This window comes from Allobosea sp. ASV33 (assembly GCF_016428755.1).
In the GTDB taxonomy this organism is placed as follows: Bacteria; Pseudomonadota; Alphaproteobacteria; order Rhizobiales; family Beijerinckiaceae; genus Allobosea.
Window position 1 is genome coordinate 91,921 of record NZ_JAELTI010000005.1, and the last position, 24,128, is coordinate 116,048.

Annotated in this window: 22 protein-coding genes; 12 read left to right on the forward strand and 10 right to left on the reverse strand. The window is 68.6% G+C overall.

Features of this window, described 5'->3' with window-relative positions:
* Positions 1-17: 17 nt before the first annotated feature.
* Positions 18-1,220, forward strand: coding sequence for an MFS transporter (locus JHD80_RS02965; protein ID WP_199084879.1), 1,203 nt, complete (start codon positions 18-20; stop codon positions 1,218-1,220).
* 241 nt (positions 1,221-1,461) lie between these two features.
* Positions 1,462-2,256, forward strand: a complete 795-nt coding sequence (locus tag JHD80_RS02970; RefSeq protein WP_199084880.1) for an IclR family transcriptional regulator — start codon at positions 1,462-1,464, stop codon at positions 2,254-2,256.
* Between the two features lie 6 nt (positions 2,257-2,262).
* Here the strand turns inward: JHD80_RS02970 and JHD80_RS02975 are convergent, their stop codons facing one another.
* Entirely contained in the window at positions 2,263-3,141 is an 879-nt protein-coding gene (locus tag JHD80_RS02975) for a beta-keto acid cleavage family enzyme (RefSeq protein ID WP_199084881.1), read from the reverse strand.
* A gap of 12 nt (positions 3,142-3,153) precedes the next feature.
* Positions 3,154-4,509: an aspartate aminotransferase family protein gene (locus JHD80_RS02980; protein ID WP_199084913.1), complete on the reverse strand. Its 1,356-nt coding sequence runs from the start codon at positions 4,507-4,509 to the stop codon at positions 3,154-3,156.
* Positions 4,510-4,608: 99 nt separating this feature from the next.
* Here JHD80_RS02980 and JHD80_RS02985 point away from each other — a divergent pair, with 99 nt between their 5' ends.
* The 9 genes from JHD80_RS02985 to JHD80_RS03025 all read left to right on the forward strand — a co-directional run bounded on the left by JHD80_RS02985 (position 4,609) and on the right by JHD80_RS03025 (position 12,650).
* Positions 4,609-5,802 carry a CaiB/BaiF CoA transferase family protein gene (locus JHD80_RS02985; protein ID WP_248311358.1) on the forward strand — a complete coding sequence of 398 codons (1,194 nt, stop codon included), beginning with the start codon at positions 4,609-4,611 and terminating at the stop codon, positions 5,800-5,802.
* Positions 5,799-6,722 carry an SMP-30/gluconolactonase/LRE family protein gene (locus JHD80_RS02990; RefSeq protein ID WP_199084882.1) on the forward strand — a complete coding sequence of 308 codons (924 nt, stop codon included), beginning with the start codon at positions 5,799-5,801 and terminating at the stop codon, positions 6,720-6,722. Before JHD80_RS02985 ends, JHD80_RS02990 begins: the two co-directional genes overlap by 4 nt.
* Positions 6,719-7,630, forward strand: a complete 912-nt coding sequence (locus JHD80_RS02995; protein ID WP_248311359.1) for a dihydrodipicolinate synthase family protein — start codon at positions 6,719-6,721, stop codon at positions 7,628-7,630. Before JHD80_RS02990 ends, JHD80_RS02995 begins: the two co-directional genes overlap by 4 nt.
* Position 7,631: 1 nt before the next feature.
* Positions 7,632-7,916 carry a (2Fe-2S)-binding protein gene (locus JHD80_RS03000; protein WP_199084883.1) on the forward strand — a complete coding sequence of 95 codons (285 nt, stop codon included), beginning with the start codon at positions 7,632-7,634 and terminating at the stop codon, positions 7,914-7,916.
* Entirely contained in the window at positions 7,913-9,334 is a 1,422-nt protein-coding gene (locus JHD80_RS03005) for an FAD/NAD(P)-dependent oxidoreductase (RefSeq protein WP_199084884.1), read from the forward strand. The genes JHD80_RS03000 and JHD80_RS03005 overlap by 4 nt, the downstream gene beginning before the upstream one ends.
* A complete protein-coding gene (locus JHD80_RS03010; RefSeq protein ID WP_199084885.1) occupies positions 9,331-10,437 on the forward strand; it encodes an NAD(P)/FAD-dependent oxidoreductase in 1,107 nt (368 codons plus the stop codon). Before JHD80_RS03005 ends, JHD80_RS03010 begins: the two co-directional genes overlap by 4 nt.
* A gap of 20 nt (positions 10,438-10,457) precedes the next feature.
* On the forward strand, positions 10,458-11,234 hold the full coding sequence (locus JHD80_RS03015; RefSeq protein ID WP_199084886.1) for an SDR family NAD(P)-dependent oxidoreductase: 777 nt from the start codon (positions 10,458-10,460) through the stop codon (positions 11,232-11,234).
* Between the two features lie 95 nt (positions 11,235-11,329).
* On the forward strand, positions 11,330-11,959 hold the full coding sequence (gene pcaG / locus JHD80_RS03020) for a protocatechuate 3,4-dioxygenase subunit alpha (protein ID WP_199084887.1): 630 nt from the start codon (positions 11,330-11,332) through the stop codon (positions 11,957-11,959).
* Positions 11,960-11,978: 19 nt separating this feature from the next.
* Positions 11,979-12,650: a dioxygenase family protein gene (locus JHD80_RS03025; protein WP_199084888.1), complete on the forward strand. Its 672-nt coding sequence runs from the start codon at positions 11,979-11,981 to the stop codon at positions 12,648-12,650.
* Between the two features lie 24 nt (positions 12,651-12,674).
* On the opposite strand, the gene JHD80_RS03030 is transcribed toward JHD80_RS03025, so the two are convergent.
* From JHD80_RS03030 to JHD80_RS03045, 4 genes are all read right to left on the reverse strand, one after another.
* Positions 12,675-13,289, reverse strand: a complete 615-nt coding sequence (locus JHD80_RS03030) for a sarcosine oxidase subunit gamma (protein ID WP_199084889.1) — start codon at positions 13,287-13,289, stop codon at positions 12,675-12,677.
* Positions 13,282-16,266, reverse strand: a complete 2,985-nt coding sequence (locus JHD80_RS03035; protein WP_199084890.1) for a sarcosine oxidase subunit alpha family protein — start codon at positions 16,264-16,266, stop codon at positions 13,282-13,284. Before JHD80_RS03035 ends, JHD80_RS03030 begins: the two co-directional genes overlap by 8 nt.
* Entirely contained in the window at positions 16,263-16,538 is a 276-nt protein-coding gene (locus JHD80_RS03040; RefSeq protein WP_199084891.1) for a sarcosine oxidase subunit delta, read from the reverse strand. The genes JHD80_RS03035 and JHD80_RS03040 overlap by 4 nt, the downstream gene beginning before the upstream one ends.
* A 159-nt stretch (positions 16,539-16,697) precedes the next feature.
* The gene (locus JHD80_RS03045) at positions 16,698-17,948 is read right to left on the reverse strand and encodes a sarcosine oxidase subunit beta family protein (RefSeq protein WP_199084892.1); all 1,251 of its coding nucleotides are present in this window, start codon (positions 17,946-17,948) and stop codon (positions 16,698-16,700) included.
* A gap of 55 nt (positions 17,949-18,003) precedes the next feature.
* On the opposite strand from JHD80_RS03045, the gene JHD80_RS03050 reads away from it, so the two are divergent.
* The gene (locus JHD80_RS03050) at positions 18,004-19,005 is read left to right on the forward strand and encodes a GlxA family transcriptional regulator (RefSeq protein WP_199084893.1); all 1,002 of its coding nucleotides are present in this window, start codon (positions 18,004-18,006) and stop codon (positions 19,003-19,005) included.
* A gap of 19 nt (positions 19,006-19,024) precedes the next feature.
* Here JHD80_RS03050 and JHD80_RS03055 read toward each other — a convergent pair whose 3' ends face one another.
* Genes JHD80_RS03055 through JHD80_RS03070 form a run of 4 tightly spaced genes read right to left on the reverse strand, consistent with a single transcriptional unit; the run spans position 19,025 to position 24,113 of the window.
* On the reverse strand, positions 19,025-19,540 hold the full coding sequence (locus tag JHD80_RS03055) for a sarcosine oxidase subunit gamma (RefSeq protein WP_199084894.1): 516 nt from the start codon (positions 19,538-19,540) through the stop codon (positions 19,025-19,027).
* Positions 19,537-22,551 (reverse strand): sarcosine oxidase subunit alpha, encoded by a 3,015-nt coding sequence (locus tag JHD80_RS03060; RefSeq protein ID WP_199084895.1) that lies wholly within the window; start codon positions 22,549-22,551, stop codon positions 19,537-19,539. Before JHD80_RS03060 ends, JHD80_RS03055 begins: the two co-directional genes overlap by 4 nt.
* Positions 22,548-22,850 carry a sarcosine oxidase subunit delta gene (locus tag JHD80_RS03065; protein WP_199084896.1) on the reverse strand — a complete coding sequence of 101 codons (303 nt, stop codon included), beginning with the start codon at positions 22,848-22,850 and terminating at the stop codon, positions 22,548-22,550. The genes JHD80_RS03060 and JHD80_RS03065 overlap by 4 nt, the downstream gene beginning before the upstream one ends.
* 9 nt (positions 22,851-22,859) lie before the next feature.
* Entirely contained in the window at positions 22,860-24,113 is a 1,254-nt protein-coding gene (locus JHD80_RS03070) for a sarcosine oxidase subunit beta family protein (protein WP_199084897.1), read from the reverse strand.
* Positions 24,114-24,128 lie beyond the last annotated feature (15 nt).

Here is a 24,128-nt window from a genome sequence, read left to right on the forward strand (position 1 = left end):
TTAAGGACAATGTCGTCATGAACACCAAGGCTTTGACGGCCGAGACGGCCGAACCCTCTTCCCATGCCCGCTGGGCGCTGCTGGCGCTCGCCATCGGCGCCTTCGGCATCGGCACGACCGAATTCTCCCCGATGGGACTGCTTCCGGTCATCGCCGACGGCGTCGGTGTCTCGATCCCGACCGCGGGCCTGCTGGTCAGCGCCTATGCGATCGGCGTCATGCTCGGCGCGCCGATCATGACGCTCGCCTTCAGCCGCTTCGGCAAGCGCAGCGCGCTGATGTTGCTGATGGCGATCTTCACGATCGGCAACCTGCTTTCGGCTCTCTCGCCCGGCTACACCACGCTGCTGCTGGCGCGCCTCGTCACCAGCCTCAACCACGGCGCCTTCTTCGGGCTCGGCTCCATCGTCGCTGCCAGCGTCGTGCCGCGCGAGAAGCAGGCGAGCGCGGTTGCCGCGATGTTCATGGGGCTGACGATCGCCAATATCGGCGGCGTGCCCGCCGCGACCTGGGTCGGCCAGCAGATCGGCTGGCGCATGGCCTTCGCCGGTACGGCCGTGCTCGGGCTTGCCGCCATCGCCGCCCTGTGGCTGGCGCTGCCCAAGGGCGAGCCCGGCAAGATGCCGGATGTGAAGCGCGAGCTTGGCGTGCTGACCCATCCGGCGGTGCTGCTCGCCATGGCGACGACGGTGATGGGCGCGGGCGCCATGTTCACGCTCTACACCTATGTCGCCCCGGCCCTGGCGGAACTCACCGGCGCCTCGGATGGTTTCGTCACGCTCGCGCTGGTTCTGATCGGCGTCGGCTTCACTCTCGGCAACGGCATCGGCGGCCGGCTCGCCGACTGGTCGCTCGACGGCGCGACCAAGATCTTCCTCGCCGCGCTGGCCGCAATCATGTTCGCGCTGCCGCTGCTGCTGACCAGCCATGTCGGCGCCGCGATCGGGCTGCTGCTCTGGGGTGCCGCCGCCTTCGCCATCGTCCCGCCCGTGCAGATGCGGGTGATGGAAGCGGCCAGCGAAGCGCCGGGCCTGGCATCCTCGATCAATGTCGGCGCCTTCAACCTCGGCAACGCGCTCGGCGCGGCCGTCGGCGGCGGCGTCATCAGCCTCGGGCTCGGCTATGCGGCGGTGCCGGTGGCGGGCGGCCTGCTCGCCGCAGCCGGGCTCGCGCTGGTCTGGCTCGGCAAGGCGCGCAGCCCGGTTCCCTGCGAGGCCTGACGCGCAAACCCAAGCCTGGCGACGAAGAGGCGGCGGCCGATCCTGGAGGCCGCCGCCTCGTTTTCGTCCGTCGCAAGGACACCACCGGAAAGCGCAAGACCGCGCCAGCCCATCGGCCCGCGGAACACAGGCCGGTAGCCTTCTTGCTTCGTTCTCGCCGCGCGTCAGATCGGCAGGTGACCGGGTCGCGTAATTGTTTTACATGCAAATGGATGGTCGGCCTCTAGCGAGTTGATAGCCTATGGACGATGCGGCGGACGCGGAAACGCAGCACAAGAACCACGCCGTCTATTTCGTCCCGGGCCTGCATCGTGGCCTGCGCGTGCTGGAGATCGTCGCGAGCGCGCGCCGTCCGCTCGGCATTTCCGAGATCGCGGTGGAGCTCGGGCTGACGCGCTCCTCGGTGTTCCGGCTGGTCTACACGCTCCGGCACATGGGCTTCCTCGAAGAGGAGCAGCCCAAGCAGTTCACGCTCGGCCCGCGCGTGCTCAATATCGGCTTCGCCTTCCTCGCCTCGAAGGACATCATCGAGATCGCACGGCCCGAACTTGAGGCGCTACGCGACGAGACCCAGGTCTCGGCCCATCTCGCGATCCGCGACGAACGCGACGTGCTGTACCTGAGCTGCGTCCAGACCCGCTCCGGCTTTCTGAGCAACATGAATGTCGGCTCGCGCGTGCCGGCCTATGCCTCGCCGATGGGCTGGCTGCTGCTCGCCGGGCTGCCGCGAGACGAGCTGGAAGAACTCTTCCCCAAGGACAGTTTCGCGCCGCTGACGGCCCAGACCCCGACCTCGTCGGACGCCCTGGTCGCGACCGTGGAAGCGGCGGCCAGGCGCGGACATGTCGTCAGCCGGGGCGCGATGGAGGCGGCGGGCAGCTCGATCTCGGCACCTATCCGCAATCGCCGGGGCGAGGTCGTCGCCGCGATCGACATTTCAGGCCCCGATTCCGCCTTCGACCTCGACCAGATCGAAGGGCGTTACCTAGCCGCGGTGGTCGCGACCGCGAAGCGCATTTCCGAACGGCTGGGATAGCAAGCCTCAGGCCGGCAATCCCAACATGGCGCGCGCTTCGGCCGGGGTCGCGAGCGCGCCGCCGAGATTTTCGAGGATCGTGCCGGCCTTCTCGACCAGCTCCGCGTTATCGCGGGCCAGCACACCCTTGCGGATATAGACGTTGTCCTCCAGCCCGACCCGAACATGGCCGCCGAGCAGGAAGGCCTGGGCCAGCAGCGGGAATTCGTGGCGGCCGATGCCGAAAGCCGCCCAAATGCAATCCCGCGGCAATTGCGAGGCGAAATAGAACAGCGTCTCCGGGTTGGGGATGGCCCCGTAGCGCACGCCGAGCACGATCTGGATCAGCAACGGATGGCGCAGCATGCCCTCCGCCTGCAACGCCTTGGCGAGCTGAAGGTCGCCGCCATCGAAGATTTCAAGCTCGGGCAGCACGCCGGCGGCATAGATTCGCCGGGCCATCTCGGTGACGTTGCGCGGTGTGTTGATCACCACGGCGCTGCCCGAGAACATGGTGTTGAGGTCGAGCGTGCAGATCTCCGGCTTCAGCGCCTCGACATGGGCGACGCGGCGTTCCGGCGTGGTCAGTGTCGTGCCGGGCGCGGCGACGGCCGGGTTGTCCAGGCTCGGAACATAGCGCCCACCCTCCCCGGTCGAGAGATTGAGGATCACATCGGAGCCCGACTGGCGGATGCGGTCGACGATTTCCCGGAAAAGGCCGAGATCCATGCTGCCCTTGGTCGTCGCGGGATCGCGGGCGTGGATATGGACGACCGCGGCGCCGGCCTTGCCGGCCTCGATCGCGGCGGTGGCGATTTCGGCCGGCGTCACCGGGAGACCCGGGTGCTGGTCCCGCGTCGTGAGATTGCCGGTGACGGCGCAGGTGAGGATGGTCTTGCGGGACAAGGCGGGGGCTCCTCAGACGGCGGTCGCGGTTGCGGACAGTGTCGTGGCGAGCGCGCGCCCGAGCTTGCCGACGATCTCGTCGACATGGCCGGCATCGATGATGAAGGGCGGCGCCAGCAGGACATGGTCGCCGTCGACGCCGTTGGCCGTGCCGCTCGACGGGTAGCAGATCAGTCCGAGCTCCTGCGCGTCCTGCTTGATCCGGGCGGCCAGGTTCTGCTTCGCCGCGAAGGGGCGCTTGCTGTCGCGGTCGGCGACCAGCTCGATCGACTGGAACAGGCCCCGCCCGCGAATGTCGCCGACATGCGGATGCTGGCCGAAGGCCTCGTGCAGCCTGTCCGACAGCAGCGCGCCCATGCGCTGGACATTGTCGAGCAGGCCTTCCTCGTCGATCGTGTCGATCACCGCAATCGAGGCGGCGCAGGCGACGGCATGGCTCATATAGGTATGGCCGTTGGCGAGGAGGCCGGAACCGGCCTCGATCGCTGTGGTGACGCGTTCGCTCGCCATCATCGCCGCGATCGGCTGATAGCCGGCGCCGAGCCCCTTGGCGATCGTGATGATGTCCGGCCGCACCCCGTCCTGCCCAATGGCAAACCACGCACCGGCGCGCCCCATGCCGCACATCACCTCGTCGGCGATGAAGAGCACACCATGCCGGTAGCAGATCTCGCGGATGCGGGCGAAATAGCCGGGAACGGCGGTCACGGTGCCCAGCGTCGCGCCGACGATCGGCTCGGCGACGAAGGCGGCGACGGTCTCCGGGCCGAGCCGCCGGATCTCGGCATCGAGCTCGTCGGCAACGCGCAGGCCGTAGGCCTCCAGCGTCTCGTCGTCGCGCCGGTTGCGATAGGCGTAGCAGGGCGCGATCTGCGATGTCTCGATCAGGATCGGCTGATATATCCTGCGCCGGCCAGGATGGCCGCCGACTGCGAGCGCGCCCAGCGTATTGCCGTGATAGCTCATCCGTCGCGAGATGAAGCGGCAGCGCTGCGGCTGGCCGATCTCGACGAAATATTGCCGGGCGAGCTTCATCGCCGCTTCCATCGCCTCCGAGCCGCTGCCGAGGAAGGCGACGCGCCCCTGGCCGAAGCCCGCCGGAGCGCGGTCGATCAACATCTGTGCGAGCGTCTCGCTGGGCCCGCTCGTGAAGAAGGAGGTGTGGGCATATTCGAGTTGGCCGAGCTGCGCGACGATCGCCTCGATCACACGCGGATGGGCATGACCGAGGCAGGAAACGGCGGCACCGCCGCTGGCGTCGAGATAGCGTTTGCCGGCAGCGTCGATCAGATGGACGCCCTCGCCCTTCACCGCGAGCGGCGGCGTGCTGCGAAGGTTGCGGTGGAGCACGGCGGACGGCTTCGGCATGCTGTTCGGCGACGACACTGCGCGCTCCGCTTCTGTCACAATTCTGTTGATATACAAAACACAGTTCCATATAACAAACAATAACGGAGTGGCCGACCCTTGAGCCTGTCAGCGCAACGCCCCTTTCACAGTATCCGGGTGCTCGACCTGACCCATGTGCTGGCGGGCCCGTTCTGCGCCTATCAGCTCGCTCTGCTCGGGGCCGACGTGATCAAGATCGAGCCGCCCGGGATGCCGGATACGGCGCGCGGGCGCGGACCCGACGACGCGCTCAACGCGGCGGGGCTCGGCATCAACTATCTGGTGCAGGGGTCGAACAAGCGCTCTCTCGCCCTCGATCTCGCCACGGATGAAGGCCGCACGATTCTCCTCGACCTCGCCGAGGACGCCGACGTGCTGGTGGAGAATTACCGTGCCGGCGCGCTTGCGGCTTTGGGACTTGGGGCAGCGGTTCTGCAGGCCCGCAATCCCCGGCTCGTCTACTGCTCGATCACCGGCTTCGCCCGCGGCCATGAGCGCGAGACGGTGAACGCCTATGACAATGTCATCCAGGCAGCGTCGGGCGTGATGGCCCGCACCACCGGGCGCGCGGGTGAGCCGGTGAAATCCGGCGCTTCCTTCATCGACTACGCCACGGGCTATGCCGCTGCCTTCGCAATCTCGGCCGCGCTCTTCCAGCGGCAGGCCAGCGGCGTCGGGCAGGTCATCGACTGCTCGATGTTCGAGACGGCACTCACCCTGATGTCGCCGGAGGCCGCTGCCGCTCTCTATGAAGGCCCCGTCCAATCCAGGCCGAAGGAGGCCGGGCTCGGCACCTACGAGACGGCGGACGGCCTGCTGATGCTCGGCGCCTTCAACACGCGGCAGAATAAGCGATTGTGGGAAGCGCTCGAGCGTCCCGATTTCGCGGCGCTGGATGGCTGGCCTGAACTCTGGGCCTCCGCGCAGGCCATGCGCGAGGCGCTCGTTCCGATCATGCGCATGCGCACCGGGGCCGAATGGGAAGACTATCTCCACGGCATCGGCATCCCGGCCGAGCGTGTCCGCACGCTCGACGAGGCCGTCCACTTGCCGCATCTGGGCGAACGGGGCTTCTTCCACGCTCTGGAGCCGGCCGGGGCCGGAGCCTCCCCGGTCTCGGTCCCGCTCGCGCCCTTCACCTTTGCCGCCGACGGCCCGACGATCGATCGCCCCCCGCCGCGGCTGGGTGAGCATAGCGCCGAGATCCTCCACGAGATCGGCCGATCGCCGGATGAGATCGCAGCCCTGAAGCAACGGGGTGTCATCGCATGATCGGCCCCTTCCCCCGCCACGAGGCCGAGCTGTTCACGCGCCTGCCCGAGGCGTTGCACTGGACGGGCGAGCCGACCGACTGGGTGCGCACGACACGGCCGGGCCAGCGGCTGCATTCCTTCCTCGAGGGCCCCTGCTTCGACGCAGAGGGCCATCTCTGGCTGGCGGACGTGCCCTATGGCCGGCTGTTTCGGATCGCGCCGGACGGAAGCTGGCAGCTTGCCTTCGAATATGACGGCGAGCCGCACAGCCTGCGCCCGCGCGGCGACGCCACCTGGCTCATCGTCGATTACCGTCATGGGCTGCTCGCCTGCGATCCCGCAACGCAGAAACTGACCACGCTGTGCGGACGTGTGAACACGGAGCCGTTCCGGGGCTTGAGCGACCTTGCCCTCGCGCCCAATGGCGATGTCTGGTTCACCGATTCCGGCCGTTCCAGCCTCTCGGACCCGACCGGCCGGGTCTATCGCTTGCGGCAGGGCGAGACGAAGCCGGACCTGATCCTGGCGAACGTGCCCTATCCCAACGGCATCGCGCTCTCGCCGGACGGCAAGCTCGTCTATCTCGCCGCCACCCGCGCCAACGCGGTCTGGCGCTTCCTGGCCGAGGCGCCCGATCCGGCCTGGCCGATGGTCGGCACCTTCCTCCAGCTCTCCGGCGGCCTCGGCCCCGATGGGCTCGCCGTCGATGCTTCAGGCCGGCTCGCCATCGCGCAAGCCCAGGCGGGGCGGCTCTATCTCGTCGATGCGCTCGGCGATCCCCTCGCTGTGGTCCACACGCCGGGCGGGCTCTGGACCACGTCTTGCGCCTTCTCGCCCGACCAGTCGACGCTGTTCATCGTCGAGGCCCAGACCGGCAGCGTCTTCCGCATTTCCATGGCCCGGTTGCTCGCCGCCTGCCCTTCAGGATCATCCTCATGACGCTGCTGACGAAGGACACGCTCAAGGGTTTCGTGCCGGCCATCGTCACGCCCTTCGACGCGCGCGGCGCGATCATGGAGGATGCCTTCGCCGATCTGGTCGAGCATCTCATCGGCATCGGCGCGCAGGGCATCTGCGTCGCGGGCGACAACGGCGAGAGCTGGGCGCTGGACCGCGACGAGCGCGCGCGCCTGACCCGGATCGCCGTCGATCGCAGCGCCGGGCGGGTGCCGGTGATGATGGGCTGCACCGCGCCGGGCTCGAAACAGACGATCCAGTATGCCCAGGCCGCGCGCGATTCCGGCGCCGCCGGCATCCTCGTCATGCCGCAGACCTATGTGATGAAAGCGACGCGCGAGGAATTGCTGCGCCGCTTCGAACTGCTGGGACAAGCGGTCGACATGCCGATCGTGCTCTACAATTCGCCGCGCCGCGCCGTGATCGAGCTCTCGATCGACGATGTCGCGGCGATCGCGGACGTCGCCCCGGTCGTCGGCATCAAGGAATCCAATCGCGACATCGGCCATCTGACGCGGCTACTGCGTCGCATGGGCGACAGGATCGCGGTGATGGTGGGTCCGGCCTATTACATCCTCGCCGGCAGCGCGCTCGGCGCCGCCGGTTTCATCGCGACCGGCCCGGAGCTTCTCGGCAAGACGGCCGGGCAGTTGATGGAAATCGGCCGCAAAGCGCCGGATGCCGCCTATGTCGATGCGCATCAAAAGCTCACCATCGTCTACGAGACGCTGATGTCGCTGGGCACCTGGCCCTCCTCCTTCAAGGCGGCGCTGAACCTGCAAGGGCTGCCGGCCGGCGTGCCGCGCGACCCGCTGCTGCCGCTCGCCGGGCCGGCGCTCGACAAGCTGCGCGCGACGCTCGACGAGCTCGGCCTCCTGCCCGGCCGGTGAGATGAGCGGCGACCTGCATATAGGCGCCGCAGGCGTCTGGAGGCGGAAGGTCAGCTTCAGCTTCGACGGCGAGCAGCTGAACGCCTATGAAGGCGAGACGCTGGCCGCCGCGCTCTATGCGCAGGGACGGCGTACGCTGCGGATCAGTCGCGACGATGACGGCCCGCGCGGAGCCTTCTGCTTCATGGGCATCTGCCAGGAATGCGTCGTGCTGATCGACGGCCGGCAGACGGAGGCCTGCCGCACGCCCGTCCGCGAGGGCCTCGTCGCCGAGAGGCTGCGATGACCGCTCCGCTCGATCTCATCGTGCTGGGGGCAGGCCCCGCCGGAGCCGCGGCAGCGCTCAAGGCGCGCGCGCTCGGCCTGTCCGTCGCGCTGATCGACGAAGCCCCGGAGCCGGGCGGACAGGTCTATCGCGCGCCGTCTGCCGGATTGGTGGGAGCCCCGGCCGAGGCCGATCGAGTGAAGGGCGACGAACTCCGTGCGAGGCTCAAGGCCAGCGGCGCGAGCCTTCACCTGAACCAGCGCGTCTGGTCGCTGACGGCCGGCTTCTCCGTCATCGCAATCGGCCCCGATGGGCCGCTGACCTTGGAAGCGCCCAATCTGATCGTGGCCCCTGGCGCAGTGGAACGGCCTATCCCGGTTTCCGGCTGGACGCTGCCTGGTGTGATCGGGCTCGCGGGTGCGACCGTCCTGCTCAAGTCGCATGGCGTCCTGCCGGGGCGGCGCGTCGTGGTCGCGGGCTCGGGACCGTTGCTGCTGCTCGTCGCCAGCAAGATCGTCGCGGCGGGCGGCGAGGTCGCGGCGGTGGTCGATGCCGCTCCACGCGCGAGCTGGTTCGGCCGGCTCGGCGCCATGGCAGCGCGGCCGGACCTGATGGCGAAGGGCGGGCGCTGGCTGCTCCAGCTCCTGAAAGCGCGGGTCCCGCTGCATTCCGGCGCGGCCATTCGCGCGATCCATGGCAGGGATGGCGTCGCCTCGGTCGAGATCGGCCCGGTCGACGCCCATTGGCGGCCGACGCCCGGCCCAGCCCGGGCGATCGAGGCGGATGCCGTCTGCCTCGGCTTCGGCCTGTTGCCTTCGACGGAGATCACGCGGCTGCTCGGCGCACGGCATCGCTACGAGCCGGAGCTGGGAGGCTGGCTTCCGGAAGTCGGCGCTTCGCTTGAAACCTCCGTACCGGGGCTGTTCGTCGCCGGCGATGGCGGCGGCGTTCGCGGGGCCGATGCAGCGCCGCTCTCGGGGGAACTGGCAGCCATCGGCGTCGCGCGGCGGCTCGGACACAGCGGCGATCTTGAGCAGCAAGCCATCGCAGTGACGGCACGCTGGCGCCGATCGGCACGGTTCGGCGCGGCCATGTCGGCGCTTGCCATGCCGCCGCCGGGCGCCGTGGCCATGATCGGCGCGCAGACCACCGTCTGTCGCTGCGAAGGTCTGACCCGCGCAACCCTCGATACAGCGATCGCCGCGGGTGCATGGACTCTCGCAGACCTCAAGGCGGCGACGCGCTGCGGCATGGGCCCCTGCGGCGGCCGTGTCTGCGGCGAGGCGGCGGCGATGCTGATCGAAGCCGCCACCGGCTTGAGCCGCGAGGCGATCGGCCAGCCCAGCGCACGGCCTCCCCTGCGCCCGGTCCCGCTCGCTGCCATCGCGGGCGATTTCGCCTATGACGACCTGCCGATTCCAGCGCCGGCTCCGCTATGAGCGAAACCTACGATCTCGCGGTGATCGGCGGCGGCATCCTGGGCAGCGCCGCCGCCTGCCGCGCCGCCGCAGGCGGCATGCGGGTGATCGTCATCGAGCAGCAGACGATCGGCAGCGGGGCCTCCAGCGTCAATGCGGGCACGCTCTCGCTCCAGATCAAGCGCGTCAAGCTGATGCCCTATGCGCTCAAGGGGCACGAACTCTGGGAACAGGCCGGCGCGCGCGTCGGCTTCCACAAGACCGGCGGCGTCACGCTGGCCTTCAACCAGCGCGAGGCCGAGCTCCTTCATGAGCGCATGGCGCTGAAGCGCGAGGCCGGCGCACCGATCGAATTGATCTCGCCAGCGCGCGTCGCCGAGCTCGAGCCCAACCTGTCGCGCAAGGTCGTCGCAGCGAGCTGGTGCGCCGAGGACGGCTACGCCAATGCCAGCCTGACCGGCGCCTATTATCGTGCGCTGCTGGAGGCCGCGGGTGTCGCGATCCGCGAGCACACCCCGGTCACCGCCATCGACCGCAGCGGCGGCGCCTTCGCGCTCGCGACGCCCACCGGCCCGATCCGCGCCACACGGCTGCTCCTGGCCTGCGGCGCCTGGCTGAAGAGCCCAAGCGCCATGATCGGACTCGACCTGCCCGTGCGGGCGCGGGTCAACACCGTGTCCGTCACCGAACGCGGGCCGGCGCTGGTCGGCACCGTGATCGGCCACGCGACCGGCCTGCTGACGCTGAAGCAGAAGCCGAACGGCAGCGTCCTGATCGGCGGCGGGTGGCAAGGCACCGGCTCGCCGGAACAGGGGCGCGGCGCGGTCGATCCGGAGACGCTGCTGCCGAACCTGCGTCTGGCGATGTTCGCAGTGCCGGGCCTCGACCGCTTCCGGGTGGTGCGCTCCTGGACCGGATTCGAGGCCAATGTGCCGGATTTCTATCCGCTCGCCGGCGCGGCGCCCGGCGTCGAGAATGCCTTCCTGCTCGGCTGCGTCCGCGGCGGCTACACCATCGGCCCCTATATTGGCGCGCTGATGGGCGACCTCATCCTCGGCCGGCAGCCGGAGCTGCCGCTCTTCGACCCCGGACGCTTCTCAACTTCAGCCGCAGCGGCGGCCTGATCGCACAGGTGACTTCCTCGATGGCCACGGATCTCAATCGTCTCGACGGGCGCGTCGCGATCGTCACCGGCGGGGGCACCGGCATCGGCAAGGCAATCGCCGAGGCCTTCGCCCAGGCCGGCGCCCATGTCGTGGTCTCCGGGCGCACCCGCGAGACGATCGCGCCCGTCGCCGACGCGATCGGCGGTACCGCCGTGCTCTGCGACGTCAGGAAACTCGACGAGGTCGAGGCGATGTTCGCGCAAGCGCTGGCGATCACCGGCAAGGTCGACGTTCTCGTCAACAATGCCGGACAGAGCGGGCCGATCGGCAATATCGCCGATGTCGATCTCGATGCCTGGCGCGGGTGCATCGAGATCAACCTGTTCGGCACGGTGAACTGCCTGCGGGTCGCGAGCCGCATCATGAGCGCGCAGGGCTCTGGCTCGATCATCAACATGTCGTCGCTGATGGGCCTCAAGGGCTATCCGATGCGCAGCGCCTATTGCGCCACCAAATTCGCGGTGATCGGCCTGACCGAGACAGTCGCGCGCGAAGTCGGGCCGGCCGGCGTGCGTGTCAACGCGCTCTGCCCGGGCGCGGTCTCCGGCGAATTGATGGACCGGGTCGTCGCCCGCAGGGCCGCCGCCGAGGGGCGCGATCCCGCGGAGATCATCAAGCAGAACTACACGGATGTGGCCGCCTTGCGCCGCTGGGTGACGCCCGAAGAGGTCGCGGCCACCGCGCTGTTCCTGGCCTCCGACGCCTCCTCGTCCCTAACCGGGGAACGCATCAAGACCGATGCCGGACGCTTCTGACGACGCCGCGGTGAATTGATTGAAACAGAGTTTTTTATACAAACAAAACGAACGGGGAGCGAAGCGATGAGCAGATGGTTCGGGGAGGCCGCGCGATGAGCGATGCGTCCGGTATCACCAACCGGCTGGCTCCTCTCGCCGAGGATACGGTCGGCCCCTACTATCCCTATTCCTTTATCGACGGTGATCGCAGCGACCTGACTCGACTGCATTACGGGCTCAGCGTCGGCCCCAAGGGACAGAAGATCATCCTGCGCGGGCGGCTGCTGGACAGCGACGGTGCCCCCGTCGACGACGCGCTGATCGAGTTCTGGCAGGCCAATGCTGCCGGCATCCTGCGGACCCCGGCCAGCGACGGCCATCCTGGGCTCGATCCGTTCTTCGACGGATTCGGCCGCCTGATCACCACCGCCGAGCCCTTCGACTTCAGGACGGTCAAGCCGGGTGCGATCCCGGCCGGGAACGGCATGGCGTCACGGGCACCGCACGTCACGCTGACGATCTTCTCCGACGGGATCACGCGGCTGGTCACGCAGGTCTTCTTCGACGACGAGGCCGAGGCGAATGCGAGCGATCCGCTGCTGACGAGCCTGCCACCCGAACTGCGCGAGCGGCTGGTCGCGAAGCGGACCGGACCATCGAACGACGGCTTCACGGTCTACGAGATCGCGATCGTCATGCGCGGTCCGGGCGAGACGCCCTTCTTCGACGATCTTTCCAGCTGACGATGGGCGGAGGATGGCCATGATCATGAACCGCGGACGCCTGATGCTGCCGGGCCCCACCGACGGGGCGGCCGAGCGGCGCGTGCCGAGCGAACGCCTGCATCTGATCCCGGAGGCGGCGCGGCCAAGCTTCGTGCCCTGGGTCGGCGACCTGCCCGGGCTCAAGCTCGGCGAGAACGACCTCACGCGCATCGCGCCGGGAAGGCCGCAGGCCGAGGGAGAGGTGCTGGAGATTTCCGGGCGCGTGCTCGACGAGTTCGGCCGGCCGGTGCGCCACACGCTGGTCGAGATCTGGAACGCCAACAGATGGGGGCGCTATACCCATGTGAAGGACCCGGTGCGCGAGCGGCTCGACCCGAATTTCCTCGGCTTCGGCCGGACTATGACCGACGAAGCGGGGCGCTATCGCTTCCGCACGATCCGGCCGGGCTCCTATCTCGCGCGGCCCGATATCGACCGCTGGCGGCCGGCCCATGTCCATGTCTCGATCCGCGGCGGCTCGGCCCGGCTGATCGCCCAGATGTATTTCGAGGGCGACCCGCATCTCGTCCGCGATCCGATGTTCATCCTGCTCGGCGCGGCGCAGGACCGGCATTTCGGCAAGCCCGTTGGCCGCGGCCCGAACGACGAGGCGCTCTATCACTGGGATATCGTGATCGGCGGGCGCAACACCGTCTATTTCGAGAGCTGAGAAGCGCTTCGGTCGCCGACGCCGCTAAGCCACCGATACCGCGCAGCCAAACTCGGCAGCGGAGGCCGCGAACCAGGACCAGAAGCTGCCCGCCATGCTGCGCGGCAGCATGATCTCGAAAACGGCTCCGTCCGGTCCATCGGGGAGCCGCCCGAGCTGCACGCCGATATAGGCGATGATCGTCGCGGCGGCGTCGCCCACCGCGAAGGCCGCGGGATGGAGATCGAGCATCACCCCCTTGGCCAGCATGTCGCGGACGCGCCGGCCCGATAGCCTCAGGGCGGCACGCGCATCGCTCTGGTCGCTGACGGCCGCGTGAGGGGCGAGTTCGGCGAGCAGCGGCTGGAAGCCGTCGCGCGAGGCGGCACGCAGCAGCCATTGCTCCGGCCCGACCCAGATCGCGTCATGCGTTGCGCCCGACACGATCTTCGGCGCCCGCGGCAGTGCAAGGCCGAGCTTCACCTCGACGAGCCGCGACAGGGCCGCCGTCGCGTGCGGCCCGGCGATCAGGGTCGCGAGGCCGAAACCGTCGAGCAGTGTCGCTGTGACGCCCGCCTCTCCACTCGCGCCGAAGGACCCGGCCTGCGCGATGCCGGCCCAGGCGCTGCGCGGGGCCCATGAGATCGCGGTCTCAGCCATGGAGGCGGGCTCCTTCCGGGTCGACGAAGACAGGCGAGCAGATCTCGACGACGATGTCGCCGTTGCGGACGGGATCGTAAGCGCGAACGCGCTCGCCGATCCGGGCGGCGCCTCCCTTGATGAGGCCGAGCCCCATCCAGTGCTTCAGATGCGGGGAATAGGCGACCGAGGTCATGTACCCCTCGTCGTTCTCCATCGCCGCCGCCTGGCCGATGCCGATGAAATGCGCACCTGCGCGCAGGCGCTGCGCGGGATCGACCGGCTTGAACCCGACGAAGGACGGCCGGTCCTTCTCGGCGAGCGCCGCACGCTGCGCCATCAGGCGGCCGATATAGTCCTTCTTCGAAGACATCATCTTGCCGAGGCCGAGATCGCGCGCCGTGGTCTGGCCGTTGAGCTCGTTGCCGGCGACATGGCCCTTCTCGACGCGCATCACGCCGAGCGCTTCGATGCCATAGGGCGTGATGCCGAATGGCGCGCCCGCCCGCATCAGGGCGCGCATCATCGCGTCGCCGTAGCCGGCGGGAACGGCTAATTCATAAGCCAGTTCGCCCGAGAAGGAGATGCGGAAGAGACGCGCCGGAATGCCGCCGCCGACCGTGACGGCGCGCGCCGCGAGATAGGGAAAGGCCTCGTTCGAGATGTCGTGTTCGGGATCGAGCACGCCGCGCAGCGTCTCGCGCGCCTTCGGCCCGGCGATCGAGGCCTGCGCCCATTGCTCGGAAACCGAGACCATGCGGACATCGAATTCGGGCCAGAGAACCTGATGGCAGAATTCCAGATGCTGCATCACCTTGCCGGCATTGGCGGTGGTGGTCGTCATCAGGAAATGGCTCTCGCCGAGGCCGGAGGTGGTGCCGTCATCCATGACGAAGCCGTCCTCGCGCAGCATCAGCCCGTAGCGCGCCTTGCCGACCGGCAGGGCCTTCCAGCCATTGGTGTAGACGCGTTCCAGGAATTCGGCGGCATCTGCGCCCTGGATATCGATCTTGCCGAGCGTCGAGACGTCACAGATGCCGACGCCGCTGCGGACGGCGAGAACTTCGCGATTGACGGTGGTCAGCCAGTCGCTTTCGCCGGGTTTTGGATAATACTGCGCCCGCAGCCATGGGCCGGACTCGATGAAGACGGCGCCCTGCTCCTTCGACCAACCATGGGTCGGCGCGAGCCGCGTCAGGCGGAAATCCTTGCCGCGGTGATGGCCGGCGAGCGCGCCGATCGCCACCGGCGTATAGGGGGGGCGGAAGGTCGTGCTGCCCGTCTGCGGGATGGTTTTTCCGGTCTGCTCGGCCATGATGGCGAGGCCGGCGAGGTTCGAGGTCTTGCCCTGGTCGGTCGCCATCCCGAGCGTGGTGTAGCGCTTGAGATGCTCGACCGGCCGGAAACCCTCGCGCGCCGCCAACTCGACATCCTTGTCGGTGACGTCGTTTTGGTAATCGACGAAGGCCTTGCCCTTCGCGCCTTTCACCCGCCAGACCGGCTGCAGCGCGGCCGTCTCGGGATCGGTTGCCGGCACCGGCTCTGCACCGGCGGGCGTCAGGCCGGCTTCGGCCACGGCCTCGCGGCCAAGGCGCGCACCGTCCTCCAGTGCCTGCGCCAGGGTGAAGCGTCCGGCCGCGCTGCCGGCGACCGAGAGCCCCGCCGGCAAGGTGCCCGGCACGAAGCAGTGCAGGTCATCGTCCCAGACCGGCTTGCCGTTCTGGTGCGAGGTCAGGTGCAGGGTCGGGTTCCAACCGTTGGATACCGCGAGCAGATCACAGGTGACGCTGCTCGTCGCTCCCGAGGCATCACGGATGGTGACTCCGGCGAGTTGGCGGCCACCGGACGCGCCTTCGATGACACCGCCCACGAAAAGCCTCGCGCCGAGCTTGTCGGCCAGCCCTTTGCGCACCGGATCGGCATCGGAGCGAGCATCGACAATGGCCGCGACCTTGCCGCCGGCAGCGGCGATGTCGCGGGCCGTCGCCCAGCCGTCGTCGCCGGCCGTGAACAGCACGGTCTCGCGGCCCGGCAGAACGCCGTAGCGGTTGACGTAAGTGCGCACGGCGCCGGCCAGCATGACGCCGGGCGTGTCGTTTCCGGGGAAGACGACCGGCCGTTCCAGGGCGCCCGCGGCGAGGATCGCGCGCTTGGCATAGATGCGCCAGCCGCGCTGTCGCGGCTGGCGCGGCGCAGGCTCCGGAAGATGGTCGCCGACGCGCTCGACTGCGCCGTAGATGCCGTGGTCGTAGAGCCCGAAGATCGTGGTGCGGGGCATGATCCGCACCTCCGGCAGGCTTTCGAGCTCGGCCAGCGCCGCAGCCAGCCATTCGGCGGCCGGCTTGCCGTCGATCTCGCGCTTTTCGGCGAGCAGGCGTCCGCCCAGCCGGAAGTCCTCGTCGCAGAGGATGACGCGGGCGCCGCTGCGGCCCGCTGCGAGTGCGGCAGCCAGCCCGGTGGGGCCACCGCCGATCACCAGCATGTCGCAGAAGGCGAAGGCCTTGTCGTAATGGTCCGGGTCTTCCAGGCCGGCCGCGCGGCCGAGGCCAGCAGCGCGGCGGATCAGGGGCTCGTAGAGCTTCTCCCAAAAGGCCGCCGGCCACATGAAGGTCTTGTAGTAGAAGCCAGCCACCAGCGCCGGCGAGAGCAGCCCGTTCAGCGAGAGCAAATCGAAGGCCAGCGAAGGCCAGCGGTTCTGGCTGGCGGCTTCGAGCCCGTCGAACAGCTCGACGACGGTGGCGCGCGTGTTCGGCTCGCGGCGGGCGCCGCTGCGCAATTCGACCAGCGCGTTCGGTTCCTCCGGCCCGGCCGAGAGGACCCCGCGCGGGCGATGGTATTTGAAGGAGCGGCCGACGAGGCGCACGCCATTGGCGAGCAGTGCCGAGGCCAGCGTGTCGCCGGCAAAGCCGCGATAGGACTTGCCGTCGAAGCTGAAATCCAACGCCTGGGCGCGGTCGATCAGGCCGCCGGAGGCGAGGCGGAAAGGCTGGCCGCTCATGCCGCCGCTCCCGCCTTGCGATTCTTCGCGGGTTCGACCGCGCTGATCGCATGGGTGCGTGTGTCGCGGGTCACGACCAGCCAGGCATGGCAGCCGGCGCCGTGATACCAGAGCTCGCGATGCGGGCCGGCCGGGTTTTCGCGCAGATAGACATAGTCGAACATCGCGGCTTCGGTCGCGGCCATGCCATCAGGCCGCTGCGGATCGGCGGCGCCGAGATAGGTGAATTCCTGGGCGTCGCGCGCGCCGCAATGGGGACAGGTGATGCGCATGGTCAGGCTTCCACGATTGTCTGAGTGCGGCGCAGCGCTGCCGTCATGCTCGCCCCTGTGGCGAGCATCCACGTCTTGAACACCGCTTTCGATAGCGGAAGACGTGGATGGTCGGGACAAGCCCGACCATGACAGGGATGGCGAGCACGGCTTGTCATCTCAATGCAGGTTCGGCTGGGCGCCGGCGCCCTTTTCGTCGATCAGGTGCCCGGTGGCGAAGCGATCGAGCCGGTAGGCGCTCGCGACCGGGTGCGGCGCTCCCGTCGCGATCAGATGGGCGAAGCAGAAGCCGGAGGCCGGCGTCGCCTTGAAGCCGCCATAGCACCAGCCGGAATTGAGATAGAGCCCGTCGACCGGGGTGACGTCGATGATCGGGGAGCCGTCCATCGACATGTCCATGATGCCGCCCCAGTGGCGCAGCATCCGCACCCGTCCGAGCCCGGGCCAGAGCCCCATCCCGGCTTCCATCACATCCTCGATCACCGGCAGGTTGCCGCGCTGTGCGTAGGAATTGTAGCCGTCGATATCGCCGCCGAAGACGAGCCCGCCCTTGTCCGACTGGCTGATGTAGAAATGCCCGGCGCCGAAGGTGACGACGGTGTCGATCAGCGGCTTGAGGCCCTCGGAGACGAAGGCCTGGAGCACATGGCTTTCGATCGGCAGGCGCAGGCCGGCCATCGCCGCCACCCGCGACGAATTGCCGGCGACGGCCATGGCGATCTTCTTCGCCCGGATCGGCCCGCGCGAGGTCTCGACGCCGACGGCGCGGCCATTGACGATGGTGATGCCGGTGACCTCGCAGTTCTGGATCAGGTCGACGCCGCGGCTGTCGGCGGCGCGGGCATAGCCCCAGGCGACCGCGTCGTGACGCGCCGTGCCGCCGCGCTTCTGCAACAGCCCGCCCTGGATCGGAAAGCGGGCGTTGTCGTAATCGAAATAGGGCAGCATCGCCCTAACCTGCTCGCGGCCGAGCAGCTCGGAATCGACGCCGGCGAGCCGCATCGCATTGCCCCGCCGGGCATAGGCGTCGCGCTGCCCGTCGGAATGGTAGAGATTGATCACGCCGCGCTGGCTGACCATGGCGTTGTAGTTCAGGTCCTCCTCAAGGCCCTCCCAGAGCTTCATCGACAGTTCGTAGAAGGGCGTGTTGCCGGGCAGGAGGTAGTTCGAGCGGATGATCGTGGTGTTGCGGCCGACATTGCCGGAACCGAGATAGCCCTTCTCCAGCACTGCGACCTTGGTGATGTCGTGCCGGCTGGCAAGGTAATGCGCCGTCGCGAGGCCGTGCCCGCCGCCGCCGATGATCACGACGTCGTATTCGGCCTTGGGGGCCGGATCGCGCCAGACGGGCGTCCAGCCCTTATGGCCCTGGAACGCCTGGGCGAGCAGCGAGAAGACGGAATAGCGCATCGGGGAATCCGGTCGGGCTTGTCAGTCGGAGTTTGACCGACATAGGCTCGGCGACATGCTCGATAGCGACACGAACGTGCCTGATAGCGACAATAGCGCGCCGACCCATGTCGGCTTCCTGCTGATCCCCGATTTCGCGCTGCTGCCCTACGCTTCGTCGATCGAGCCGTTGCGGGCCGCCAATATCCTGTCAGGCCGCGAACTCTATCGCTGGAGCCATGTCTCGATCGACGGAAACCCGGCAAAGGCCTCGAACGGCGTCGCCATCGCTGCGGATGCTGCGGCCGGCGCGGAGCTTCGGCTCGACTACCTCCTCGTCTGCGCCGGCGGCAACCCGGCGCTCTTCCAGCACCCGCCGACCTTCTCCTGGCTGCGGCAGCAGGCCCGGCGCGGTGTCCGGATCGGCGGCGTCTCGGGCGGGCCTTACGTCCTGGCGCGGGCCAATGTGCTGACCGGCTACCGATTCACGATCCACTGGGAGCACGCGGAGGCCTTTCTTGAGGAGTATCCCGATCTCGACCTGCGCCGCTCGCTCTACGAGATCGACCGCGACCGGCTGACCTGCAGCGGCGGCACCGCCCCGCTCGACATGATGCATGCCTTGATCGCCCGCGAGCATGGCAGCGGCCTCGCGCTCGCCGTCAGCGAATGGTTCCTGCAGACCCAGGTCCGGGAGGGCACCGATCCCCAGCGCATGAAGCTGCGTGCGCGGCTGGGCATCGCGCATGAGCCGCTGCTGCGGGTCATCGGCCGGATGGAACAGACGCTGGAGAACCCGGAACCCCGCGAAGCCCTCGCCCGGCTGGCCGACATATCGCTGCGCCAGCTCGAACGCCTGTTCCGCCAGCATCTCGGGCGATCGCTTGGCGAGCATTATCTTGCTCTGCGGCTCGACCGGGGGCGCGACCTGCTGCGGCAGACCAGCCTGTCGGTGCTGGAGGTCGCGCTGGCCTGCGGCTTCGCCAGCGCCAGCCATTTCTCCCGCCGCTACAGGGCGCGCTTCGGCCATCCGCCGCGGTCGGAGCGATTGCCGGCTCGCTCCAGCGCACGCCGATGACACGCCGGCGGCTCCGCGTTCAAAGACCGGTGGCGAGCTCGCGCAGGGCGATGTCCAGAAGCGCCTGAAGATGCGGCGCGAAGGAACGCCAGACCGTCAGGTGGAAGCGATCCGGCGCCTCGCGGGTCAGCACGACCTGCACCGTATCGAACAGCGTGCGGCAGCCTGAACCGACCGGAAGCTGTGCGAGATCGCGCGGGCAGCCGATGGCAAGGAGATCGAGGACGGCGGGGCCGGAAAGCGCCAGCGTGATCTCGCGATCGGAGATGTCGACGGCGCTGAGCGGCAGCGTCGTGCCGATCGCGGCGAGAGCTTCGGTCATCGCTTCGCCCTCCCGCTCCGGCGCCTGGACGAGCCACTCGTCGGGACCGAGGCACAAGACGGATCGGGCACCGGCAACGGTGCGCGCGCCGATCTTCGTGGGAAAAGCAAGGCCGAGGCCTGCACCGACGGCAGCAGGATCGATGATGCGCAGCGAAATCCGCGTGGTGGATGCCGGCTCTGTGATCACCGCCGGAGCGGTCGTGAGACTCATGGCGTTTCCTCCCGCAGGCTCAGGCGGGCGCCTTCGGGATCGTAGAAGACGGTGCTCCTGACCACACGAACGGGGATCGCCCGGTCCGGCATCGGGATGTGCAGCGTCTCGCCATCGCGGGCGCGGCCGTCGGCAATGACCGCCATGGCGATCGAGCGGCCGAGCGCCTCGCTCCAATAGGCGGAGGTGACATGGCCGAGCATGGTCATCGGCTTCGGCTGGTGGGGATCGGCGACGATCTGGGCCCCTTCCTCCAATACGGTCTTCGGATCGTCGGTCAGCAGGCCGACGAGCTGCTTGCGGCCCTTCGCGACCATGTCGGGGCGCGCGAGCGAGCGCTTGCCAACGAAATCGGGCTTGGCCTTGCCGATCGCCCAGCTCAGGCCGGCATCGTCCGGGGTCAGCGTGCCATCGGTGTCCTGGCCGACGATGATGTAGCCCTTCTCGGCCCGCAGCACATGCATCGCCTCGGTGCCGTAGGGCGTGATGCCATATGGCTGGCCGGCCGCCATCAGCTTCTCCCAGAGGGCGCGGCCATGGCGGGCGGGGACGTTGATCTCGAAGCCGAGCTCGCCGGTAAAGGACACCCGGAACAGCCGGGCCGGCAGGCCGGCAACCGTGCATTCGGCCACAGACATATGCGGGAACGCGGCCTCGGAGACATCGAGGCCCTCGACGAAGGGCGCGAGGAGCTTGCGCGCATTCGGCCCCTGCAAGGCGATGACCGCCCATTGCTCGGTGGTCGAGGTGAGCCAGACTTTGAGCTCCGGCCATTCGGTCTGGAGATAGTCCTCCATCATATTGAGCACGCGGGCGGCGCCGCCGGTGGTGGTGGTGACGTGGAAGCGGCCCTCGGACAGCCGGCCGATGACGCCGTCGTCGCGGATGAAGCCGTCCTCGCCGAGCAGCAGTCCGTAGCGACAGCGCCCGATCCCGAGCTTCGCCCACGGATTGGTATACATCCGCTCCAGGAAGGTGACGGCATCCGGACCGACCACCTCGATCTTGCCCAGCGTCGAGGCGTCGAAGATGCCGACGGCGGTCCGAACCGCGCGGCATTCCCGGTTGACGGCGGCGTGCCTGTCTTCACCCGGCTTCGGGAAGTACCAGGCGCGGCGCCACAGGGCGACGGGTTCGAAGACTGCGCCTTGCGCCTGCGCCCAGGGATCGATCGGCGTCTTGCGCGTGACCTCGAAGGTCGCGGCCTGATGATAGCCGGCCAAGGTGCCGAAACTCGTCGGCGTATAGGGCGGACGGAAGGTGGTCAGGCCGACCTGCGGCGCCTCTTGGCCCAGCGCATCGGCGGCGATCATCAGGCCGTTGAGGTTCGACATCTTGCCCTGGTCGGTCGCCATGCCGTTGGTGGTGTAGCGCTTGACGTGCTCGATCGAGCGCATGCCCTCACGGACCGCGAGGCGGATGTCCTTGGCGGTGACGTCGTTCTGGAAATCGATGAAGGCCTTGGCGCGAGCCGGGTCGCGGTCGGTCGGGAGCTCCTTGCAGGTGATGCCGGAGCCGGTCCGGTCGACCGTGACAGCATGGCCTTGCGCCGTCGCATCATGACCAGCGACACGGGCGGCTGCGGCGCCGGCAGAGGCGCCATCGTCGAGCGCGGCGGCGATGCCCCAGAGGCCGCGCCCGGCGCCCGCGATCTGGACGGCCTCGGTCTTCTCGCCCGGCAGGAACGCCTTGAGCTCGCCGTCCCAGGTCAGGCTGCCCCTTGTATGGCTGAAGAGGTGCAGGCTGGGCGTCCAGCCTCCGCACATCAGCACGGCGTCGCAGGCAATCTCGCGGGCAGCGCCCACCTTGCCGTTCTCGATCCGGTTGACCCGCAGCGATTGGACCCGCAGGCGCCCCGACGTGCCTGTAACGGTGTGGCCAGGCAGAACCTCGATGCCGAGAGCCCGCGCGCGGGCTGCAAGGGCGGGGTCGACGCTGGCGCGCAGATCGACGATAGCGGCCGGCTTGACGCCGGCCTCCGCGAGATCGAAGGCCGCGAACCAGGCCGAGTCATGGGTGGTGACGATGGCCGGGCGATCGCCGATCTTGACGCTATAGCGATTGAGATAGGTCTGTGCGGCGCCGGCCAGCATCACGCCGGGGCGGTCGTTGCCGTCGAAGACGAGCGGCTTTTCCAGCGCACCCTGGGCGAGCACGACCTGGCCGGCACGGACGCGCCAGAGGCGTTCCCGCGGCGCGCCCTCGGGCGGGGCGGCCAGGTGGTCGGTCAGGCGTTGGGCCAGGCCGATCAGGTTCTGGTGGTAATAGCCGATCGCGGTCGTGCGGGGCATGATCGTGACATTCGGCAGCGCCGCCAGTTCCGCCAGGATCGCTGCCAGCCAGTCCCAGGCCGGCCGGCCGTCGATCGTCACCGAGGGCTCGGACAACAGGCTGCCGCCGGGCTCGGCCGTCTCGTCGACGAGCATGACCGAGGCGCCGCAACGGCCGGCGGCGAGTGCGGCGGCAAGGCCGGCGGGACCGGCGCCGACGACGAGCACCTCGACATGAGCGAAGCGACTGGCATAGCGATCCGCGTCGGGTTCGCTCGGCGAGACGCCGAGGCCGGCCGCCTTGCGGATGACGGGCTCGTAGACGCGGTCCCAGAAGGCACGCGGCCACATGAAGGTCTTGTAGTAAAAGCCTGCGGAGAAAAGCGAACCCAGGCGATCGTTGATCGCTCCGAAGTCGAAGGCGAGCGAGGGCCAGCGGTTCTGGCTGGTCGCTTCGAGGCCGTCGCGCAGCTCCTGAATGGTGGCGCGGGTATTCGGTTCGAAACGGCGGGGGCCGCGGCTCGTGCCCATCAGCGCGTTAGGCTCGTCCGAGCCGGCGGAGACCACGCCGCGCGGGCGGTGGTACTTGAAGGAGCGCCCCATCAGATGGACGCCATTGGCAAGCAGCGCCGAGGCGAGCGTGTCGCCGGCCAGCCCCTGATAGCTCCTGCCGTCGAAGCTGAAGCGGACGGGCCTGGCGTGATCGACGCGACCGCGGTTCGGGAGGCGATGGCTGGTCATCGGGCCTCCCCCGACAGGCTGGCGATATCGGGCCGGGGCTCGCCTGCCTTGTAGGTCGCGAGGAAGCGGTCGGAGACGGTCTCGCGCGCCGCGTTGAAGAAACGGGCGCAACCGTTGACATGGCGCCAGCGCTCGACATGGACGCCGCGCGGGTTCGAACGGATGAAGAGGAAGTCGCGCCATTCCTCGTCGCTCACAGACGACGGGTCCTGCGGGCGGGCGATATGGGCCTCGCCGGCGTAAGCGAATTCGAGCTCGGGCAGGTCCTGCTCGCAATAGGGGCAGCGGATCAGCAGCATGGCGGAACCTTAGTGCGCGACGGCGGCCGCGGCCGCCTCGTCGATCAGCCGGCCGGTGGTGAAGCGTTCCAGCGTGAAGGGTGCATTGATGGGATGCGGCTCGTCGCGGGCGATGGTGTGGGCGAAGACATGGCCCGAGCCCGGGGTCGCTTTGAAGCCGCCGGTGCCCCAGCCGCAATTCACATAGAGCCCGGGCACGGGAGTCTTGCCGAGGATGGGCGAGCGGTCCGGCGTCACGTCGACGATGCCGCCCCATTTCCTGAGCATCCGCATGCGCCGGAAGAGCGGGAAGATTTCGCAGATCGCCGCCAGCGTGTGCTCGATCAGCGGCAAGCCGCCGCGCTGGGAATAGCTGACATATTGGTCTGTGCCGGAGCCGATGACGAGCTCGCCCTTGTCGGACTGGCTGATATAGGCGTGCACCGAGTTCGACATGACGACGCAGGGCAGGATCGGCTTGACCGGCTCGGAGACCAGCGCCTGCAGCGGATAGGATTCGAGCGGCAGGCGGATACCCGCGGTTTCCATCACGACCGAGGTATGGCCGGCGGCGGACACCGCGACCTTCTTGGCGGCTATGAAACCCTTCGGCGTTTCGACCCCGCTGACGCGGCCGTCCGGCCCGCGGCGGATCGCCGTCACCGGGCAGTTCTGGATGATGTCCACGCCGCGCGCCGCCGCGCCGCGGGCATAGCCCCAGGCGACGGCGTCATGGCGGGCGACACCGGCGCGGCGTTGCAAGGCGGCGCCGAGCACCGGGTAGCGGGCCGTGGGCGAGATATCGAGCGGCGGGCAGAAGCGCTTCGCCTCCTCAACCGTCAGCCAGGCATTGTCGACGCCGTTCAAGCGGTTGGAATGGATGTGCCGCTGGGCGGATTGAACGTCGTGGACATTATGCGCCAGCATCATCACGCCGCGCTTCGAGTACATGACGTTGTAATTCAGCTCCTGCGAGAGGTTCTCCCAGAGATCGAGCGCGTGATCGTAGAGCCGCACGCTCTCGTCATAGAGGTAATTCGAGCGGATGATCGTGGTGTTGCGGCCGGTATTGCCGCCGCCGAGCCAGCCCTTATCGATCACCGCGACATTGGTGATCCCATGCTCCTTGGCGAGGTAATAGGCTGCGGCGAGCCCGTGCCCGCCAGCCCCGACGATGATCGCGTCATAGGCTGCCTTGGGCTGGGCATCGGGCCATTGCGGCGTCCAGTTCTTCTGGCCGGTCAGCGCGCCCTTGAGGATCTCGGCGAAGGAGAAATGCGTCATGCCGGCCTCCCGGAT

Coding starts and splice junctions, on each gene's coding strand:
- JHD80_RS03035 (WP_199084890.1), bottom strand. CDS start 16,266: ATGAGCGGCCAGCCTTTCCGCCTCGCCTCCGGCGGCCTGATCGACCGC.
- JHD80_RS03040 (WP_199084891.1), bottom strand. CDS start 16,538: ATGCGCATCACCTGTCCCCATTGCGGCGCGCGCGACGCCCAGGAATTC.
- JHD80_RS03000 (WP_199084883.1), top strand. CDS start 7,632: ATGAGCGGCGACCTGCATATAGGCGCCGCAGGCGTCTGGAGGCGGAAG.
- JHD80_RS03010 (WP_199084885.1), top strand. CDS start 9,331: ATGAGCGAAACCTACGATCTCGCGGTGATCGGCGGCGGCATCCTGGGC.
- JHD80_RS03065 (WP_199084896.1), bottom strand. CDS start 22,850: ATGCTGCTGATCCGCTGCCCCTATTGCGAGCAGGACCTGCCCGAGCTC.
- JHD80_RS02980 (WP_199084913.1), bottom strand. CDS start 4,509: ATGCCGAAGCCGTCCGCCGTGCTCCACCGCAACCTTCGCAGCACGCCG.
- JHD80_RS02995 (WP_248311359.1), top strand. CDS start 6,719: ATGACGCTGCTGACGAAGGACACGCTCAAGGGTTTCGTGCCGGCCATC.
- JHD80_RS02990 (WP_199084882.1), top strand. CDS start 5,799: ATGATCGGCCCCTTCCCCCGCCACGAGGCCGAGCTGTTCACGCGCCTG.
- JHD80_RS03060 (WP_199084895.1), bottom strand. CDS start 22,551: ATGACCAGCCATCGCCTCCCGAACCGCGGTCGCGTCGATCACGCCAGG.
- JHD80_RS02965 (WP_199084879.1), top strand. CDS start 18: ATGAACACCAAGGCTTTGACGGCCGAGACGGCCGAACCCTCTTCCCAT.
- JHD80_RS03005 (WP_199084884.1), top strand. CDS start 7,913: ATGACCGCTCCGCTCGATCTCATCGTGCTGGGGGCAGGCCCCGCCGGA.
- JHD80_RS03050 (WP_199084893.1), top strand. CDS start 18,004: ATGCTCGATAGCGACACGAACGTGCCTGATAGCGACAATAGCGCGCCG.
- JHD80_RS03070 (WP_199084897.1), bottom strand. CDS start 24,113: ATGACGCATTTCTCCTTCGCCGAGATCCTCAAGGGCGCGCTGACCGGC.
- JHD80_RS03025 (WP_199084888.1), top strand. CDS start 11,979: ATGATCATGAACCGCGGACGCCTGATGCTGCCGGGCCCCACCGACGGG.
- JHD80_RS03015 (WP_199084886.1), top strand. CDS start 10,458: ATGGCCACGGATCTCAATCGTCTCGACGGGCGCGTCGCGATCGTCACC.
- JHD80_RS03055 (WP_199084894.1), bottom strand. CDS start 19,540: ATGAGTCTCACGACCGCTCCGGCGGTGATCACAGAGCCGGCATCCACC.
- pcaG (WP_199084887.1), top strand. CDS start 11,330: ATGAGCGATGCGTCCGGTATCACCAACCGGCTGGCTCCTCTCGCCGAG.
- JHD80_RS03045 (WP_199084892.1), bottom strand. CDS start 17,948: ATGCGCTATTCCGTCTTCTCGCTGCTCGCCCAGGCGTTCCAGGGCCAT.
- JHD80_RS03030 (WP_199084889.1), bottom strand. CDS start 13,289: ATGGCTGAGACCGCGATCTCATGGGCCCCGCGCAGCGCCTGGGCCGGC.
- JHD80_RS02970 (WP_199084880.1), top strand. CDS start 1,462: ATGGACGATGCGGCGGACGCGGAAACGCAGCACAAGAACCACGCCGTC.